Origin of the sequence: Sporosarcina sp. BP05 (assembly GCF_014282005.1) — a bacterium.
In the GTDB taxonomy this organism is placed as follows: Bacteria; Bacillota; Bacilli; order Bacillales_A; family Planococcaceae; genus Sporosarcina.
The window spans coordinates 13,893-30,548 of sequence record NZ_JACFTD010000018.1 but is presented as its reverse complement, the minus strand read 5'-3'; the positions used below and the strand labels follow the sequence as shown (position 1 = coordinate 30,548).

Genomic DNA, 16,656 nt, shown 5'->3' with positions numbered 1-16,656 from the left:
GTGGTTACAAAAAAACCGACAGATCAGTCTAATGATAATTTTCGCCAACAAGATAGTACTACTAGGAAATTAAATAAAGACCACGAAACAGCTGGGCAAAGGCAAACCGCACAAACTGCTAGTGTAATTGATAATGACAAACAACCAAAAAGTCAGGGGCAAAAACATTTCCCTAATCAGACTAATCAACCTGTAAATGGATCTCAACAGCAAGAAAATACAGGTAGTAAGCTTAATAGACCGATAGGGACAACTGAACAACAGTTTTCCCAATCGACAAGTGGGAACGGTGAAAGCAAGCTCCAAAATCAGCACTCACCAAATGATAATGCTCCACAAAATAATCAAGGAAATCTACGGAAACAGTTTTCCAATGAAGCAACCGATGATTTCCGACAGCATGAAAGTACAACGAGCAAGCTTAATAGACCAATAGAAACAGCCGAACAGCAACAGTTATCCCAATCAACAAACGTGGTTGGGAATTCAGGAAATAGTGAAAGAAAACTTCAAAATCAGCACTTACCAAATGATAATGCTCCACAAAATAATCAAGCGAAAAGAAATCAAGGAAATCTACGGAAACAGTTTTCCAATAAAGCGACCGATGATTTCCGACAGCAAGAGAGTACAACGAGCAAGCTTAATAAACCTTTAACGACAGCCGAACAACAACAATTTACTCAATCAACAAGCGTGGTCGGAAATTCAGGAAGTGGTGCAAGTAAACTTCAAAATCAGCATTCAACAAATAATAATGCTCCACAAAATAATCAAGCGAAAAGAAATCAAGGCAATCTACGAAAACGGGTTGCTGTTAAAGAGAATGAAAGTTTCAGACAGCAAGAAAGTACAACGAAGAAGCTTGATAAGCCCTTAACTACAGCCGAAAAGCGACAATCTTCACAAACTGCAAAAGTCACTTCTGAAAATAATGGTACAAATAGTAAAATTCAGAAATCTAAAAGCGGTGTTGCTAGACAAAGGTTTAAGTTAGTAGCAAAAAGTGTTGGGAACGGAACTTTAGTAGCTACAACCGACACACTAAAAAAAGGTGCAAGTAGTTACCAGGAACAATTGGAACGTGATGATGATGGCGTAGAGGTAGTTAGTCAAGGGGCTAGGGTAGTTGGGAAACTATCAAGAAAAGGTAGACAAAAACTAAGAGAAAAAAAGCTTAAAAACAAAAATTTTGTAAAAGCAAAAGAAAATCCTTTATCCAAGGAGAAAAATGTAAGTAGTTTGAAAAAAATAGCTACATCACCTGCGGTTGCTCTGAAAAAAGGCATGGTGGGTGGCACAGAAAAGTATAGAGGTCAACTTGAACAAGGTGACGAAGGTGTCAAGTTAGCTAGTCAAGGTGCTACCCAAGTAGCAAGGGCTTCAAATAAATTGAAAAAAAGTATCAGCAAAATCAGCAGTGGTTCAGGTAAGTTAGGAAGAAAAAACAGTAAACTTACGCAAAGGAATTTTAATAAAAGTAACTCTTTAAAGGTGAAAACTAAGGATGCTTTGAAGAAAAAAGCGATTAGAAAGAAAATGTATGCACCACAAAGAGCTAAATCAAGAGTAGCTGCAAGCGCAATGTCGAGTATGTCTAATCGTATAAAAGGACTTATTAAAGGGCTAGGAAAAATTAATCTTAATTCGATCAAAAATGCTATTGGTGCAAAGGTCGGTCTTTGGGCTGGCGCAGGATTGATTTCTATATTGCCGTATATTCTTGGTGCAGCAGTAGTTTTAATACTGTTAGTTGCAATACTAGGAGGAGGGGCAGATCAAGAATCACAACCTCAAATAGGTGGTGTTCATAGTCTATCGCCTGGAGTCGAGCAATGGCGTGAATTAGTAGAAAGAGAAGCAGCAGCACAAGGAATGTCAGCTTACGTAAGTTTACTTTTAGCAATTATCCAGGTTGAAACTGGTGGTGTAGGCACAAGGGATATTATGCAGTCTTCAGAATCAGCAGGGCATCCAAGAAATTATTGGCAAACCGAAGAATTATCAGTGCGACAGGGTGTAAAGCATTTAAAAAGCATTGTAAATATACTTGAAGGGTTTGGGGCTGGATTTGAAAGTAACAGTAAATTATTAGCCCAAGCTTATAATTTCGGTTCAGCTTTCGCTGGTTATGTGGGTAGGCAAGGTGGCGAATATTCACTAGATATAGCTGAACAATATTCCAAAAATGTAGTTGCCCCATCTTTAGGAAACTATACAGGAATTACTTACAGTTACGTAAATGCAGTGTCGAACAATCTAGGGAAACCCTATCTGTATCGGAACGGGGGCAACTTTATGTATGGTGATTTAGTCGCCCAATACATAAATCCATACGCTGAAGGGGAATTAGCACCTCCTGCGCAACCTTTATGGGTTACTTCACATTTCGGAGGTCGTGATAGCCCTGGAGGAGTCGGTTCAACAGATCACAGAGGAATAGATTTTGCTTGTAGCGAATTCGTTACACCTATTTTGACTGTACTAGAAGGAACAGTTCACAGAAGTGGAATTATCGGAGGGCTAGGTAATGCTCTAGTTATAAAACATAACGATAACTTCTATACAACTTATGGACATATGAGTTCATTGAATGTGAAAGCAGGAGACACAGTTAGAACGGGCCAACAAATAGGAGTGTGTGGGAATACAGGTACTTCGACTGGGCCTCACTTACACTTTGAAGTTGCGCCTGATGCATCATTCACTAATCAAATTGATCCATACCCATATTTTCAGCATCTTTTAGGAGGATAAATTAAATGACTAAAATACAAAAAATAGAGGAAAGAATTTCAAAAAGAAAGGAACGAATCAATAAATATCAAGAGAAGTTGAAAGAGGAAAAAAACTTACTGAAAAAAGATGAGGAAATTCTTACTCATATAAAATATGAAGACGTAATAAAAGCACTTGTCAAAAATAAAGTTGATCCACAGGACATTATGCAAATGGTAAATGACGTTGTCGCAGAAGATGAAGAACAAAAAGAGAGTAGTGAAAACTCATTCAAGCAAAACTAAAGGAGCGATTCACAATGAAATCACTGAAAGTTTTTTTATTATTTAGTCTGTTCACTTCACTCTTCGCGGTAAGTCCTGTTTTAGCTTCGGGGAGTCCCACACCAGAAGAAGAAAAGGCTATAGAGGAACAAATTAAAGTAGATATACCTGAAGTAAAAGCACCTGAAGTAAAAGAACCTAAAAAGGAAACAGATAAAGAAATAGTAGAATTAGACATTGAAACGCCAGCAAGTGTAACAGGTGAGAAAATGGAAGGGAACGGAACTGTAGTCGATTTTACAACGAGTGGTTCTAAAGCTTTCTATACAATTGTTGATAGTGAACAACAAGTATTTTATTTGATAATTGATATGGATAAAACAGAAAATAACGTGTATTTCTTATCTGATATAAGCAAGTCAAAATTGGAAGGTGTGCCAGCTGGTAAAGAAAATGCTCCACCTATTCCGGCACCTGGACAAGAATTGGAATCTGCAATAGCAGCAGAACCAAAGGAAAGTGGAAATGGTTTCTTGTTATTGGTACTACTTGTTGCAGCAGTCGGTGTAACGGCTTATTACTTCCTTGTAATTAAAAAGAAACAAGGGAAAGGAAATAATGAAGACGATGAAGACGATGAAGATATGATGGAAGAAAAATATGAAGACGACATGATAATTAGTGATGGTAATGAAGAAGTAAAGGATCAGGACAACAGGGACGATAAATAATGCTTGTAAAAGTTTATATTAAAAAGTACATGTTTCATCTTCCTATGAAAGATAGCGAATTGCACAATCAAGTTCAGGAAAAACTTAAAAAAGAAGTGGATAAATCAAGTATTTATAAGTTATATCCTCTTACTAAAATAGAAGATGATAACGGAAATATTTTGATTGAGAAGCAACATACCAACATATTTCTTCTCAACTTTCTTTTGCTAGTTTTAAATCACAATGAAAAAGAGATTGAGAAACAAGAGCATTATAGTAATAATGTCATAATCGGAAAATTAGAAAAGGAAATCAAAAGCGATTTAAAAGCGTTAACATTTGAAGCGATTGAAAAAGAAGTTAGCAATTACTTAAATCCAACTTTAGATAAACCACAAATCGAAGCGGTTGAACCTGAAAAAGAAACAGAAGTTGAAAAGGTAAAAGAAGAAAGTTCACATCTTGAAAACGTTCGTTTTAGTGTCGGTTGGCTACGTGGAGCGCAAAAAGAAATTGATGGAAGGGAGTAATGGTATGAGTAGTAATAAAATGTGGAAAAAGTCAAAGCTAGTTCTTTTAAGTAGTGCGCTTGCTTTTTCACTGACATATAGTGCAACGAACTTTGTTGCATTAGCAGCAGACGAAACAAGTTATACAGCAACAGCAAATATCACTCAAAACTATCTAAAAGTAAAGTTTGAAAATAAAGTTTTGTATCATGAACAAGTACCAACGAAAACGATTATTCAAGTGCTTACTGCTGGTGGTGAAGTACTTCAAAGTGAAGTTTTATCAAGTGATACCGAAATGGAACTTGACGCACCGAAAATCGGGAAAGGAAGAATGTTAAGTTATTGGCAAATCGAGCACCAAAAAGACAAAATAATAATCAAACCTTATTTGCTAGAAGAAAAGGAATTATCGGTGAGATTCTATACAACCGATGGTGGTCAGTTATTAGAAAATAACGCACAAATTAAAGAAATTGTCAAAAGTGTAAATAAAGGAACGAATTTGAAGGATGTTTTACCCGAAGTTAATCCCAAAAAGCATTATAAATTATCAGGATGGTTCAAAGCTGTAAATGAGAAAGGTGAAGAAAAATTAAAAAATATTGATGATATAAAGATTACGGATTCAAAAGGGGTATATTACGCTAAATTCTATCCAGATTTTAACGACAATGACATTGATGATTCCACAGAAGAAATAACTGTTAAATTCGTGACAAACTCTAAAGATAGATTTAAAGACGTTAAAACAAATGTCGGGGATCCAATTGAATTGCCAATACTTAAAAATAAAAATTCTGTTTTTATAGGTTGGTACACGGATGAAAAGTTTCAAAATGAATATAAGAATGATGTTCTCACGGAGTCTCTTACTCTATATGTGAAATGGGAAAAAGCCGACAAAGTGATTGCCGATGCTAAAAAAAATCCAATCACAGATAAAGATATTTCGGATCAAGTCGAAAAAATCTTAAATGAACGCTTAAATGAGTTTAATGCTAATCAAAAACCTAGCAATGTAAGTGGTTCGGGTAACGATACAGGGCTGATTGTGCAACCCAAACAACCCTCACAACCTCCCGTCGAAGGGAATATAGGCACTGGATTTAAAGAAAAGGTATACGTTTTCAAAAATGAAAATATAGGCCAAATGTTCATGGTGAAATTCTTTGATGAAGATGAAGGATTTCTGTTTAGTCTTACATTGCCTTACGGTAAAACATTAAAAACGTATGACGAAAACGGTAAAATGCATGATGAATATTCAATTAGGCAAGATACAACGATTACAATAAACACACAAAAATATATAAATTCAGAATCGGTTTTACTTGGTTTTGATACTCGTGAAGTGAGAGTAAACTCCACGCAAATTACTGAAGTTTTTCCTGAAGTAAAAATCGCTGTAGATAATAGTCAGATTGCATATGAGAAACGCGCACAAGAAATGGAAGTGAAAGATCAAGCATTCAAAAAGAAAATGACTATTGCAAGTAGCTTGGTTGTATTGTTTGTAGTAATAATTGTCGGGTTCGGCATTTACTTATTCCGGTCAAAAAGAAGAAAATCACAGGAAGAACATGTGCTAAATGTTTGATGTCCTTCAAGCGATTTTAATAATAATAGGTGCAGTTTTTATAGTCATTGGCATTGTAAATGTCGCTAAAGCTTATAACATAGATAAAATATTATCTATTTTTATAAATATGAAAAAACAAAAAACCAACAAAGAAAAGGGGAAATTATAATGGCATTTTTCACATCAGGTGTAGACGTAATGCAGAAATTGGTAATACTTATTGGAGCAGGTCTTGGTGTGTGGGGCATAGTCAACTTATTGGAAGGTTACGGTAACGATAACCCAGGTGCGAAGTCGCAGGGTATGAAACAGTTCATGGCTGGCGCAGGTATCGTATTGATTGCGACACTACTTATTCCACAATTAAAAACTCTATTTGTATAAAAATATGAACTGAAAGCGAGAGGGCGAGTGAATTCACTCGCCCTTTTATTAATATTTAGGAGTGATTAGTAGAATGGAAAAAATAAAAGAAAATAAAGTGTATCTTATTCTAGGTGCAATTCTATATGTTTTGCTGAATTACCTTTTTTATTATTTCAGAGTGACATTTGCAACTGATACACTAGGTGGTTTTAATTATTTATTCTCCGAGCCGAAATATCTTTTGTACGCTTTTCCTTTATCCTTTAACATTATTGATTTGCTTGTACCGTTATTTCTAATCGCCTTTGCAGGCCTTGTTATTGTAGATAAGAAAAATAACAAGAAGAAGTACAAAAAGGGTATTGAACATGGTTCTGCAAGATGGGGTGACGTTAAAAAAGACTTGAAAAATATGTATGACGAAGAAAATCAAAACAATAATATTTTGTTTTCTCAAAATACCAAAATTATGCTTGATGATAGTAAAGCAGGATTTGAGTTTAGACGTAATAAAAATGTGGCTGCTATCGGTGGTTCGGGGAGTGGTAAAACTCGATTTTTTGTTAAACCAAACTTATTACAAATGAACGCCAGTTTTGTGGTAACTGATCCAAAAGGAACAATTGTAAATGAACTTGGTATGGCGCTAAAAAATGTCGGTAAATATAAAATAAAAATATTTAATACAGTCAACTTTTCTAAAAGTATGAAGTACAACCCTTTGGCTTATGTTGAAAACGAGCAAGATATATTGAAATTAGTAGAAACAATCATAGCGAATACAACGGGTGAAGGGTCTAGTGGTGGTCAAGATTTTTGGGTTAAAGCCGAAAAGTTACTTTACCAAGCATATTTAAGTTTAATTACCTCTAAATTCTCTAAAGAAGAACAACATTTAGGGACGTTAATTGATTTAATCTCTTATTCTACAGTAAAAGAAGATGATGAAGATTACAAAAACCCTATAGACTATCTGTTTGAAGCGCTGGAAGAAGAAGATAGTAACCACTTCGCTGTAAAACAATATAAATCTTATAAATTAGCAGCAGGAAAGACAGCGAAAAGTATACTAATCTCATGTGCTACACGTTTAGCGCCTTTAAACATCCCAGCTGTACGTGAGCTAGTGTCAAAAGATGAACTTGATCTAAGTACGCTCGGGGATAAAGGACGCAAAACAGCGCTATTTGTTATCGTCCCTGATACTGACTCAACTTTCAACTTTATTGTAGCTATTATGTATTCGCAATTGTTTAATACGTTATGTACGGTTGCGGATGAAAAATATGGTGGATCTTTACCTACCCACGTTCGATTTTTATTAGATGAATTCGCTAATATTGGATTGATTCCAAACTTCGATAAATTGATTGCTACTATCCGTTCCAGGAATATTTCAGCAACTATTATATTGCAAGCTATGTCCCAACTTAAAACGATTTATAAAGAAAGTGCCGACACAATAATTGGGAACTGTGATACTACAATATTCCTGGGAGGAAAAGAATCCGAAACGGTTAAATCATTAAGCGAGGAATTAGGAAAAGAGACAATTGATGATTATAACGAATCAAAAACACGTTCTAACAGCGACAGTTACGGTCAAAACTATTCAAAACTTGGAAGAGAACTAATGACGAGGGATGAGCTGCTAACAATGGATCGTAACCATTGTATAGTTCAAGTTATTGGTAAACATCCATTTAAGGATAATAAATATGATTTAACTAAACACCCAAGATATAAATATCATTCAAACGGAAAAGGGAAAAAATATTGGTTTGATGTAGACGAGTATTTAGCAACACTTGAAAGACAAAGAACTGAAAGGGAAAGTAAAGTTATTGCAACAGTGCCAGCAGCTCCTGTTAAACAGGAAGAACCAGTAACGAAAGAAGAACCTACAAACCAAGTAGCGCCATCAGAACGAGGATTTACAATGTCGTTTACGTCTTTAAATGATTCAGGGGAAGAAATCCAAACTCTTATTTCTTGAAAAAGTGATTTTTAAGATGCTCTATATGCAATAATTGCGGGGGGTTACCCGTAAAGTGATTTAAGAAGCCTTTAAAATCGCCCTTACAGCGTATCTTTTCATAGAAAAACGACTAAGAAAAATTAATCTTGGTCGTTTTTTTATTTATCATATTTTCACAATTTGAAATCTCTACCTTTTTTTGTTTTTCCAGTTTCAATTGTCCATATGTAAACGCTATACTAAAATGGACAGTTACCGCTAAATAAGATTGAACACTTTCACCAACAAATACCCCTCACCCGTTATACTACTAAAGTAGCTAACTGGTAGGAGGACGAAAGGTGAAAAAGAAACTGATGTTATATTTAACAATCCAACAAATGACAGAACAAAACTTTTCTATCTCACAAATTGCAAAACAGTTGAAGATATCTCGAACAACAGTTTACAAGTACTTGGAAATGACACCAGATGAGTCATTTAAATGGAGCAGCTCTCTAAGTTCTAGAAAGAAAAAACTGGATCAACATAAAGAATGGCTCCTTGCATGGCTGCAAGAGTACCCACATTTATCAGCTGCGCAAATGCAAGATTGGTTACTTGAAAGATTCCCTAATTTTATAGTTGCAGAAAGTACAATGCGATTGTATGTTAGCCAACTACGTGAGGAATATCAGATTGAAAAAAGACCAAGGGAAAGAATTTATGAAGCGATTGAAGAGCAACCTAAGGGAAAACAAATGCAGGTTGATTGGGGAGAAACCCGTCAAAAAACAAAAGACAAGCGAGAGGTTAAATTGTATTGTATCTGCTTTGTCTTGTCCCACTCCCGTTATAAATACATAGAATGGCAAGACCGGCCATTTACCACACGCGACACGATTAGAAGCCACGAAAATGCCCTTCAATACTTTGGGGGGATGCCAGAAGAAATCGTGTATGACCAGGATCATTTGATAACAGTTAGTGAAAACAGCGGAGATATTATTTTGACCGGGGAATTTCAAGCTTATAAAGGACAAAGAAAATTCAGGATGTATTTATGTCGAAAAGCTGACCCGGAATCTAAAGGGATGATTGAAAATGTAGTGAAATATGTGAAAGGTAATTTCGCGGACAGTCGCATATTCACAACAATTGATAATTGGAATGAACGATGCCTAGAATGGCTGAAACGGACGGGGAATTTTAAGGTTCATAGTGGTACAAAAAAAAGACCAGCAGAAGTGTTTCTCCTCGAAAAGCAACACTTAAAACCAGTCTCTCATCTGACCTTATTTGAAGATACGAATGAATCAAGTATAACAAGAACGGTCAACAAGGACAATACTTTACACTATAAATCCAATCGATATTCTGTTCCACTCGGCACATATAGACCCAAGGGTCTTAACAAGGTATCTATAGATATTCATAAAGACGAAGATAACCGCCAACACCTCGTGATTACAAGATATCCAGAGGGCGAGGTTTTAGCCAAGCATCTTATAGAATTAACCAAAGGGAAATTAATAAAGAATCGTAATCATAGTCGAGATCGCTCCAAAGGGATACAAGCGTATAAGGAAACCGTCATTCGACAATTTAAAAACGCAGAGTTAGCAACTACCTATCTGGATAAAGTATTGGAAAGTTATCCGCGATACAAAAGGGATCAGCTTGGTATTTTTCATAAAGCTACGGTTGATTACGTAGCTTTCATCGACCGTGCTTTACAAAAGTGCGTGGATGAACATTTGATGAGTGCCAATGACTTTACCGATGTCGCTAAGTATTTGAGCACAATGACTAATGAAGAACAGCTAATTCAGGGTTCCAAATCAGTTAAATCTAGGTCATATAATATACAGGTTGGAACACGTTCAATCAGTACATACACCGACATTTTAGGAGGTGTCGTTTCATGAGCGAAAGCATAGAAAACCTACAAGAATATTTTAAACAGCTACGATTAGCGGAGGCCGCAAGCGAGCTACCCAAGCTTTTACGCAAAGCTGAACAAGCTTCTTGGACCTATAGAGAATTCGTGCAGGAAATTGTTCAATTCGAGTTACTAAAGCGTGAAGAAAAAAGTCGGGAAAAACGTATGAAATGGGCGAAATTTCCCTATTTGAAAACAGTGAATGAATTCGATCTATCTGATCAAACATCCCTTAGCCAGCGGCAGTTGAACCAGCTAGAGGAAATGAGTTGGCTTGAACAACAATACAATTTAATTTTACTAGGCCCCCCTGGCGTCGGGAAAACACATTTAGCCATTGCCCTCGGCATAGAAGCCATTCAAAAAGGTTTCCAGGTGGTGTTCGTGCCAATGGGCGAATTAATTACGCTTTTAAAAACACGTGAATATACACGTAAATCACAAGTGCAATTGAATCGAATAGAAGCATCGGATTTAGTTATTATCGATGACTTAATGTACATGGCAATGGATCAGCGGGAAGCCAACTTGTTTTTCCATCTTATCAACCATCTTTATGAGCGATGTTCTTTGATTTTAACCTCTAATAAGAGTCCAGATCAATGGGGAGAATTATTAGGCGATGACGGGATTACAACAGCCATTTTAGACCGTTTACTCCATCGTGTAGAAATTATTCAAATGAATGAAGATAGCTATCGAATGAAACATCGGCAAACCATGTTTTAATTTTGATATATATAAAGGTATTCTACGTATAAGAACCGGAGGTTAGTGGCTGATGTGGAAAATGACTGTACAGGAATTGCGAGAATATATTTTAGACACCGGGCTATCTTGTGACTGTAAAATGGTTGAGAAATGGTTGCAGGATGGGGCATTGAAATGTATTAAAGACGGAGACAACTATCTCGTTGCGGAGCAGGATATTGATAGCTTCATTTATGACTTACTATGGGAAGGTACCATATATGAAAGAGGCATTGATGACACGGAGAAAATCGAACGATTATTACTGGAAGTAAAAGAATTAAAAGAAGAAATATCAAAGCTTAAAACTGAAAACTCCTCGTTAGAACAGAGACTAGGAATAGGACCATTTTAATCATTAATTTTCCTGCCTTCGATTTGGGGGCAGGAGAATATAAACGAAAGTGTTCAAAGTTAATTAGCAAAAAGTGTTCAATTCTACTTGACGCTTACACCATATCCAATCGAAAATTTGCTTTATATCATAGCCATCTAATTTACTAGGGAAAGGTATCTCGTCATTAACAATTGAGTACATATGATTTAAAGCAGCTGGCATTTTTCCGAACGAATAGATGTAATCATGTTTTATTTCCCCTTCTACTCGCTTCGATTTACGTAAATAAATGTAGGTGTTCCCTTTACTTTTCTTCCTGGTTAAATAACCCGTCATAGCATCACCTTCCCATATATAAAGTTTTCCCTACAATATCGAAAAGTGTACCTGTAGGGGAAACTTTAAGTGTGAAAAAAGTATACTTACACTTGCAAGTATACTTGTGTGTGCGTGTGCTTTTTTGTGATTAATCTTCGTGTTGGTCTATCCAATAACCGATTAACTCACTTGCGCTCATATCTAGGCTGTCAGCCAATTTCCGTAGTTTTTTTTTATGTGTTGGTGTAAGCATGATGGACATTTGTTGCTTCGTTTCCCTCTTCTTATTCGGGATAATATCACCTGTAATGGTATTAGTAACAGTAGCTGGGGGATTAGGTTTTGATACTTCTTCTTGTGCTTTTTTATAGGCGTTATATTTGTCAGGCATTTTTATTACTCCCTTACTTTGTTTGATTTGCTAAAGTAATAACTTTTTCAAAAAGTTCATTTATACTAGCATAAAATTTTTCATGTCTTGCTTTTTCGCTGTCGCTCATTGTCTTCTGCATTTCAAAAATACTGGTATCTTCAAGCAGGGTTTTTGCAAGCAATTCTTTCTTTTAAATCATTCCCAGGTAGTTGCGCTGTAATTCAACCATTTCTAAAAATTGCTTACTGCTGCTACCAATGTGGTCTACTTTATTGGCGATTAAATAAGGTGTAGCTGTAACATAAGTTTTGCGTGAAACAACATCAACTAATTGGGACTTTAAGTAATTAAGTGTTTCTTCAAGCTCTAACCATGCCCTGAACCCGTTTCGTGAAGGTTCGGAAACACCCAAAACAATATCGGCAACTGCTAAAAAATTTGAAGTAACTAAACTTGTATCGTTATGAGTATCAATAATGACATAATCGTATTCTTGTACTTTTTGAAAATTATCGGCAATCCACATGAATAATAACATACAATTATTTTGTTTTGATTTTAAATCAAGTTCGTTATCTTCTAGCTGCTCCGATCCTTTTATAAAATCGAGGTTTTCCCCAACGTTATAAATTTCCACTGGCTCTTTTCCGTTGAATATATCTAAAATCGAAGACGTACCAACATTAGAGAAAGAATAGCTTAAATTACAAGACCTGTCCCCGTCAATTAACAACACTTTTTTGTTTTGTACAATCGTCAACCATTTAGCTAATGTGTAGGAAACTGTTGATTTACCTGTACCACCTTTATTAACGTTTACGGTTATGATTTTCACTTTTTAACTTACCCCCTTTTTTTTAAAACTTCATTCCAGTCTTCAAAATCCCTCGGTGTTCTATCAGTGAATGATACACCATTCCATTGTGTTTCTTGTAGCTTACCTAGTGCTAATAAACCTGCATTGTCATTATCAAAGCAGACATTTAATGATTCCAAACAACTTTTTAACCGTAAATATTTAAGTCCATAACCAAGAAAAGCAAGTACTTTTTCAATAGCAACGCCATCTATTGCAATTAACCAAAAGTCACCTTTTTCTAAAAGTTCTTTTTCATGCAAAGTATAATAACTGACTAAATCTATTGAAGCTTCAAAGAAGAAAAGGTTTTTCGGTTGTCCGATTAAATAATTGAAACCCCAATATGTATCTTTTTCTGTAGTTGGCGCAACGTACTTGAAATAATCTCTTTTCGTGTGGTGTTTTTCCTTTTGTTCTTCAGTTAATGGTTGTGTGCCTTGTTTCGTGAAACCTACGACTTCATCACCTTTATACCACTTGAAAACAATTTCTTTATTTTCATTTTGACTAATTAAATCAATTGAAAAGAAATGACGTACAATTCTATTCGGTATTTTACGTTCTGCGACTAAATAACGCTGGGCCTCAATCGGCACGAAAACTTCACTGACTCTATAATTAAAAACCTTTGGATAGGCTCTCTCCTTATTTTCAACGGGCTTTAACTCATTCCCTGTTAAGTCGCTCTCAACTTTCCGCAAGGCTTCAGCGAGCGTTAAGTTGTGCATAATCTGAAGGTATTGAACAACCCCACCACTAGCATTTTTTTCACCACTGCGACTATTCCAAACAAAATAATTGCGCTGTACATTTATTTTTAAGCTGTCATGATCTTTATGCTGATAATAATTGCGCCCGACTGATACGATAGGTTCGCCAATGGAAATTAAATAGTCCGTAATCGGAACATTATAGAAGTCAATATTACTTTTTTTAGTCATTTAGCAACACTCCTTCTATTTTTGTTCGTTACGTCTTTGCTCCGTTTTTTCTTTACCTTCTTCATTTCTAAATGCGGATATGCGGTTAACCTGAACATATTCGCCTTTTTTGCTGAAGCTATCGTGATAACCCTCTAACGTCACCAGCGATCCCTTTGTATTAAACTCGGCTAATCGTGTTGCGGTGCTGCTATTTTTTGTGTCCACTGCAACATACTCGATAAAGACTGTTTTATATTCGTTTTTTTCAGTTTTAAAAGGCGTTTTCTGTGCCAGCGTGATAGTAGTTACAACGTTTCCTGAATCCGATATATTGATTACAGGATTTTTTGCAAGTCTTCCTCTTGCTGTAAATAAGTTATCAGATTGTAAAAACATGCGAACAACTCCTTTATATTGTGCGATATTTTTAATGGATAATCTTCCTTGTTACATCTTATATATAATTATAACACACTTACAAGTGCACTTGCAAGTGTGTTTATGTTTTTTATTAAATTGTTACTTGTATTTTTCGAGGATACTTGTGAAGTCTCGCTTGATTTCCCAGGGTTCAAGCTTCTCTAATAGTTCTATACACTCGTCCGCTTCAATGTCGTACCATGAGCCATATGCGATTGTATCACCTGTAATTTCGTCTGTTAAGAAGTCTACAACAACTGAAATCTCTTTAGTTACTAATGGTGAGCTAGTAACAAAATTATACCTATCTAAATTAATTTTTTCGTTCTCCTGGTTAACATTTATGTGTTCGCTGCTTTTTAATATAGTCATTTTTATCTTTCCCTTCTTTTTTAAATGAGTGCCTGGGCTAAATGTTGCAAGTATTTTTTTATGCTTCCGTTTGCAAAATCTATTTGGACTAACATCTTTCTTATGGCTTGCTGTTCTTCTTCTGTGGTAGATAAAATTGCTTCAATGATTGCCCCATACTCGAAAATATGAAGGTTCCCTTTTGCTGTAATGTCGAAAGTATCATCTAGCTCTATTTCTTTTTCCTCTAGTAATGTATAAAGATATTTTTTCATTTTTATCTTCCCCTTCTTTTTGAAATCAATTATTTTCTTTTTTCGGTTTTATCTTTTCCAACTCATTTTTTTTAGGAACTTAGGTGGTGCTGGAAGGTTTACTAAATTCCATATTCACACTCGGCATACTGATCCTCACCTTTTGTTGTTTATGGTTCATTTTTTTCAGTGTACTTAGTCGTTTGCTGTGATTAGGGCTTAGCCTGGCTTCGTAAAAATGAAAGGGCGACTGTAAGGAGTAAGCATTTACCCTTTTATTTTTACGAAGCCAGGCTATAATCACATTTAAGCAAACGGCTTAGTACACTAAAAATGAACCATAACAAAAGGGGGCTACCAGTAGACGAGGGGGAATAGGTCTGGAATTTAGGCACTTGAATTTATTCTCTTGATCTTCGTTGTCGTTGGAGCGTTAAGAAAAGGACAGGAACTTACAAATCGTTATAAGATGGCTACTTTCACGTACTTTGAAAGTGGCCATCTTTTACGACTTGTTGTTATCGGGCTTTTTAGATACAAGCGAGATACTTAGAGATTGTTAGTGAGCGCTTTTCTCACTTACAACCTCTTAGTAGACCTTTGGCAACCCCAGCGTCTGAAGTTGACCTTAAATTTTTAAAAGTTACTGGAACTTAGATCCTTAAAGGGGATAAAAAGAAGATTAACGGGGGATTGTGCCTGAACTAGTTTATAAGAACCTTAAAACAGCCCGTACAGAGTTGATTTTCAACAAAAAACAAGAGAAAAACCATCTTGAAGCAAAAAGAAAAAACCGACAGAATAATACTACTCCTGATCGGTTTTATCTACTTTATTATTTGGTTTATCAATGCAATCATGACAATAATATTTACCATTCTTAAAGTTTCCACCATCTTCAAAAAAACCGCAATCAGCGCATTTTTCATATGAATCTTCAAACCTAATTATCATAGAAGACCCCACCATTTCCTTTTATCGCTTTAAGTTCGAACAGTGCATTAGTAAGCAACTTTGCCCATCCGTACATCCATAGCGCATTTTAATACATTGTAGTATTGTTCATCTAACCTAGCTATACAGTCTAGTAGGTTAAAATGCTCGTAGCCGTTCCACATGTTTAATGAGAATCGTCCAAGTTGAATCATTGAGTGAGTTAAATCATATTGGACTTCTTCCAATTCATCTTCTTTGTCGTCCTGGTATTCTGCCATTTTTGATAAAGTGTGCTGCCATTCATATAGATAAATCCATGAAATGGGGTTTTCAAATTCTGCGATGTGGTTTTCAACTTTTTCGAAAATCATCGGCACAGAAAGGATATAGCAAGCTGAACTATATTCAGTACTAACCTTCGCTAAATTCCATTTCATTAGCACCCGTTTAAAGTTAATTTCATGCTGTTTGTTTATAAAATATATTTCTGTCATTATCTATTCGCTCCTTCACGGTTTATGTAGTTGGTCAATAACTACATTTAGCATAAGACCCCTGTCATTAGAGTTCCAAGAATATCCACGTTCACGCAATTCATCACAAAACCTACTCACTAAATCAACTTCACTACTTGTTGAACCCCTTTCACCTTCTACATAAAGTAAAGCGTCAATAAGTGAAGCTAATTCAATATCGGTCAACTTCATATCTGTTCTCCTTTCGATTTCTGCATTGTGGGAAGCTTCGAAAACCGTAGAAGACTCCTTTTTCACTATTTCTTAATACCATACTTCTACCCCCTTTATACATTGTCCTTTAAAACCATTATTTTATTGACAATTTTTTAATAGCAGGAAAATATCCGTCAGTGAGTATTGCGCCACCTTCTAATTCAACGTCTAAATACACTGCGCTTCCATCTGTAAAATGAATGTCAATAGTTCGATCTTTTTTGACCTCTATCTTCGAAATAGTTTTACCCTCTAATTTTTTATAATCTTCCATTTCTATCGACCCCTTAGTTTTTATTTCGTTGAATGTTTCCTCATACTCTAATTATAACA

At 35.6% G+C, this 16,656-nt stretch carries 20 protein-coding genes and 1 pseudogene; 11 read left to right on the top strand and 10 right to left on the bottom strand.

Annotation, left to right across the window (positions count from 1 at the left end; translation table 11 throughout):
• The 11 genes and pseudogenes from H2672_RS19995 to H2672_RS15760 all read left to right on the top strand — a co-directional run bounded on the left by H2672_RS19995 (position 1) and on the right by H2672_RS15760 (position 11,176).
• Positions 1–2,757: a lysozyme family protein gene (locus H2672_RS19995; RefSeq protein WP_186672953.1), complete on the top strand. Its 2,757-nt coding sequence runs from the start codon at positions 1–3 to the stop codon at positions 2,755–2,757.
• 5 nt (positions 2,758–2,762) lie between these two features.
• Positions 2,763–3,023, top strand: coding sequence for a hypothetical protein (locus H2672_RS15805; protein ID WP_186672952.1), 261 nt, complete (start codon positions 2,763–2,765; stop codon positions 3,021–3,023).
• 14 nt (positions 3,024–3,037) lie between these two features.
• Complete coding sequence (locus tag H2672_RS15800; protein WP_186672951.1) at positions 3,038–3,733, top strand: CD1107 family mobile element protein; 696 nt, start codon at positions 3,038–3,040, stop codon at positions 3,731–3,733.
• Positions 3,733–4,245 (top strand): hypothetical protein, encoded by a 513-nt coding sequence (locus H2672_RS15795; RefSeq protein WP_186672950.1) that lies wholly within the window; start codon positions 3,733–3,735, stop codon positions 4,243–4,245. Before H2672_RS15800 ends, H2672_RS15795 begins: the two co-directional genes overlap by 1 nt.
• Before the next feature lie 4 nt (positions 4,246–4,249).
• Positions 4,250–5,824, top strand: a complete 1,575-nt coding sequence (locus tag H2672_RS15790) for an InlB B-repeat-containing protein (RefSeq protein ID WP_255485854.1) — start codon at positions 4,250–4,252, stop codon at positions 5,822–5,824.
• Positions 5,817–5,975, top strand: coding sequence for a hypothetical protein (locus H2672_RS15785; protein WP_186672949.1), 159 nt, complete (start codon positions 5,817–5,819; stop codon positions 5,973–5,975). The genes H2672_RS15790 and H2672_RS15785 overlap by 8 nt, the downstream gene beginning before the upstream one ends.
• The gene (locus H2672_RS15780; protein ID WP_186672948.1) at positions 5,975–6,190 is read left to right on the top strand and encodes a Maff2 family mobile element protein; all 216 of its coding nucleotides are present in this window, start codon (positions 5,975–5,977) and stop codon (positions 6,188–6,190) included. Before H2672_RS15785 ends, H2672_RS15780 begins: the two co-directional genes overlap by 1 nt.
• Before the next feature lie 73 nt (positions 6,191–6,263).
• Positions 6,264–8,006 (top strand): annotated as a pseudogene (locus tag H2672_RS15775) (VirD4-like conjugal transfer protein, CD1115 family); the annotation flags it as partial.
• Positions 8,007–8,491: 485 nt separating this feature from the next.
• The gene (gene istA / locus H2672_RS15770) at positions 8,492–10,057 is read left to right on the top strand and encodes an IS21 family transposase (protein WP_370569680.1); all 1,566 of its coding nucleotides are present in this window, start codon (positions 8,492–8,494) and stop codon (positions 10,055–10,057) included.
• Entirely contained in the window at positions 10,054–10,800 is a 747-nt protein-coding gene (gene istB / locus H2672_RS15765; RefSeq protein ID WP_186672944.1) for an IS21-like element helper ATPase IstB, read from the top strand. Before istA ends, istB begins: the two co-directional genes overlap by 4 nt.
• A gap of 52 nt (positions 10,801–10,852) precedes the next feature.
• Complete coding sequence (locus H2672_RS15760; protein WP_186672942.1) at positions 10,853–11,176, top strand: coiled-coil domain-containing protein; 324 nt, start codon at positions 10,853–10,855, stop codon at positions 11,174–11,176.
• Between the two features lie 63 nt (positions 11,177–11,239).
• On the opposite strand, the gene H2672_RS15755 is transcribed toward H2672_RS15760, so the two are convergent.
• The 10 genes from H2672_RS15755 to H2672_RS15710 all read right to left on the bottom strand — a co-directional run bounded on the left by H2672_RS15755 (position 11,240) and on the right by H2672_RS15710 (position 16,597).
• Positions 11,240–11,494 carry a hypothetical protein gene (locus H2672_RS15755; RefSeq protein ID WP_186672941.1) on the bottom strand — a complete coding sequence of 85 codons (255 nt, stop codon included), beginning with the start codon at positions 11,492–11,494 and terminating at the stop codon, positions 11,240–11,242.
• 130 nt (positions 11,495–11,624) lie between these two features.
• Positions 11,625–11,867, bottom strand: a complete 243-nt coding sequence (locus H2672_RS15750) for a hypothetical protein (protein ID WP_186672939.1) — start codon at positions 11,865–11,867, stop codon at positions 11,625–11,627.
• A gap of 172 nt (positions 11,868–12,039) precedes the next feature.
• The gene (locus H2672_RS15745; protein ID WP_370569679.1) at positions 12,040–12,684 is read right to left on the bottom strand and encodes a ParA family protein; all 645 of its coding nucleotides are present in this window, start codon (positions 12,682–12,684) and stop codon (positions 12,040–12,042) included.
• An 8-nt stretch (positions 12,685–12,692) separates the two neighbouring features.
• Positions 12,693–13,649, bottom strand: a complete 957-nt coding sequence (locus H2672_RS15740; protein ID WP_186672937.1) for a toprim domain-containing protein — start codon at positions 13,647–13,649, stop codon at positions 12,693–12,695.
• A 15-nt stretch (positions 13,650–13,664) separates the two neighbouring features.
• Complete coding sequence (locus H2672_RS15735; RefSeq protein ID WP_186672934.1) at positions 13,665–14,027, bottom strand: single-stranded DNA-binding protein; 363 nt, start codon at positions 14,025–14,027, stop codon at positions 13,665–13,667.
• 123 nt (positions 14,028–14,150) lie between these two features.
• Entirely contained in the window at positions 14,151–14,423 is a 273-nt protein-coding gene (locus H2672_RS15730; protein WP_186672932.1) for a hypothetical protein, read from the bottom strand.
• Positions 14,424–14,443: 20 nt separating this feature from the next.
• Positions 14,444–14,677 (bottom strand): hypothetical protein, encoded by a 234-nt coding sequence (locus H2672_RS15725; RefSeq protein ID WP_186672930.1) that lies wholly within the window; start codon positions 14,675–14,677, stop codon positions 14,444–14,446.
• Positions 14,678–15,657: 980 nt separating this feature from the next.
• A complete protein-coding gene (locus tag H2672_RS15720) occupies positions 15,658–16,086 on the bottom strand; it encodes a DUF2538 family protein (protein WP_186672928.1) in 429 nt (142 codons plus the stop codon).
• A gap of 15 nt (positions 16,087–16,101) precedes the next feature.
• On the bottom strand, positions 16,102–16,299 hold the full coding sequence (locus H2672_RS15715) for a hypothetical protein (RefSeq protein WP_186672926.1): 198 nt from the start codon (positions 16,297–16,299) through the stop codon (positions 16,102–16,104).
• A gap of 118 nt (positions 16,300–16,417) precedes the next feature.
• Positions 16,418–16,597, bottom strand: coding sequence for a hypothetical protein (locus tag H2672_RS15710; protein WP_186672924.1), 180 nt, complete (start codon positions 16,595–16,597; stop codon positions 16,418–16,420).
• Between the last annotated feature and the right edge of the window lie 59 nt (positions 16,598–16,656).

Bases quoted from the DNA above. Each gene is read 5' to 3' on its own strand.
- H2672_RS15730 (WP_186672932.1), bottom strand. From the start codon at position 14,423: ATGACTATATTAAAAAGCAGCGAACACATAAATGTTAACCAGGAGAAC.
- H2672_RS15740 (WP_186672937.1), bottom strand. From the start codon at position 13,649: ATGACTAAAAAAAGTAATATTGACTTCTATAATGTTCCGATTACGGAC.
- H2672_RS15780 (WP_186672948.1), top strand. From the start codon at position 5,975: ATGGCATTTTTCACATCAGGTGTAGACGTAATGCAGAAATTGGTAATA.
- H2672_RS15760 (WP_186672942.1), top strand. From the start codon at position 10,853: ATGTGGAAAATGACTGTACAGGAATTGCGAGAATATATTTTAGACACC.
- H2672_RS15790 (WP_255485854.1), top strand. From the start codon at position 4,250: ATGAGTAGTAATAAAATGTGGAAAAAGTCAAAGCTAGTTCTTTTAAGT.
- H2672_RS15805 (WP_186672952.1), top strand. From the start codon at position 2,763: ATGACTAAAATACAAAAAATAGAGGAAAGAATTTCAAAAAGAAAGGAA.
- H2672_RS15795 (WP_186672950.1), top strand. From the start codon at position 3,733: ATGCTTGTAAAAGTTTATATTAAAAAGTACATGTTTCATCTTCCTATG.
- H2672_RS15755 (WP_186672941.1), bottom strand. From the start codon at position 11,494: ATGACGGGTTATTTAACCAGGAAGAAAAGTAAAGGGAACACCTACATT.
- istB (WP_186672944.1), top strand. From the start codon at position 10,054: ATGAGCGAAAGCATAGAAAACCTACAAGAATATTTTAAACAGCTACGA.
- H2672_RS15785 (WP_186672949.1), top strand. From the start codon at position 5,817: ATGTTTGATGTCCTTCAAGCGATTTTAATAATAATAGGTGCAGTTTTT.
- H2672_RS15725 (WP_186672930.1), bottom strand. From the start codon at position 14,677: ATGAAAAAATATCTTTATACATTACTAGAGGAAAAAGAAATAGAGCTA.
- H2672_RS15710 (WP_186672924.1), bottom strand. From the start codon at position 16,597: ATGGAAGATTATAAAAAATTAGAGGGTAAAACTATTTCGAAGATAGAG.
- H2672_RS15800 (WP_186672951.1), top strand. From the start codon at position 3,038: ATGAAATCACTGAAAGTTTTTTTATTATTTAGTCTGTTCACTTCACTC.
- H2672_RS15735 (WP_186672934.1), bottom strand. From the start codon at position 14,027: ATGTTTTTACAATCTGATAACTTATTTACAGCAAGAGGAAGACTTGCA.
- H2672_RS15720 (WP_186672928.1), bottom strand. From the start codon at position 16,086: ATGACAGAAATATATTTTATAAACAAACAGCATGAAATTAACTTTAAA.
- H2672_RS15750 (WP_186672939.1), bottom strand. From the start codon at position 11,867: ATGCCTGACAAATATAACGCCTATAAAAAAGCACAAGAAGAAGTATCA.
- H2672_RS15715 (WP_186672926.1), bottom strand. From the start codon at position 16,299: ATGAAGTTGACCGATATTGAATTAGCTTCACTTATTGACGCTTTACTT.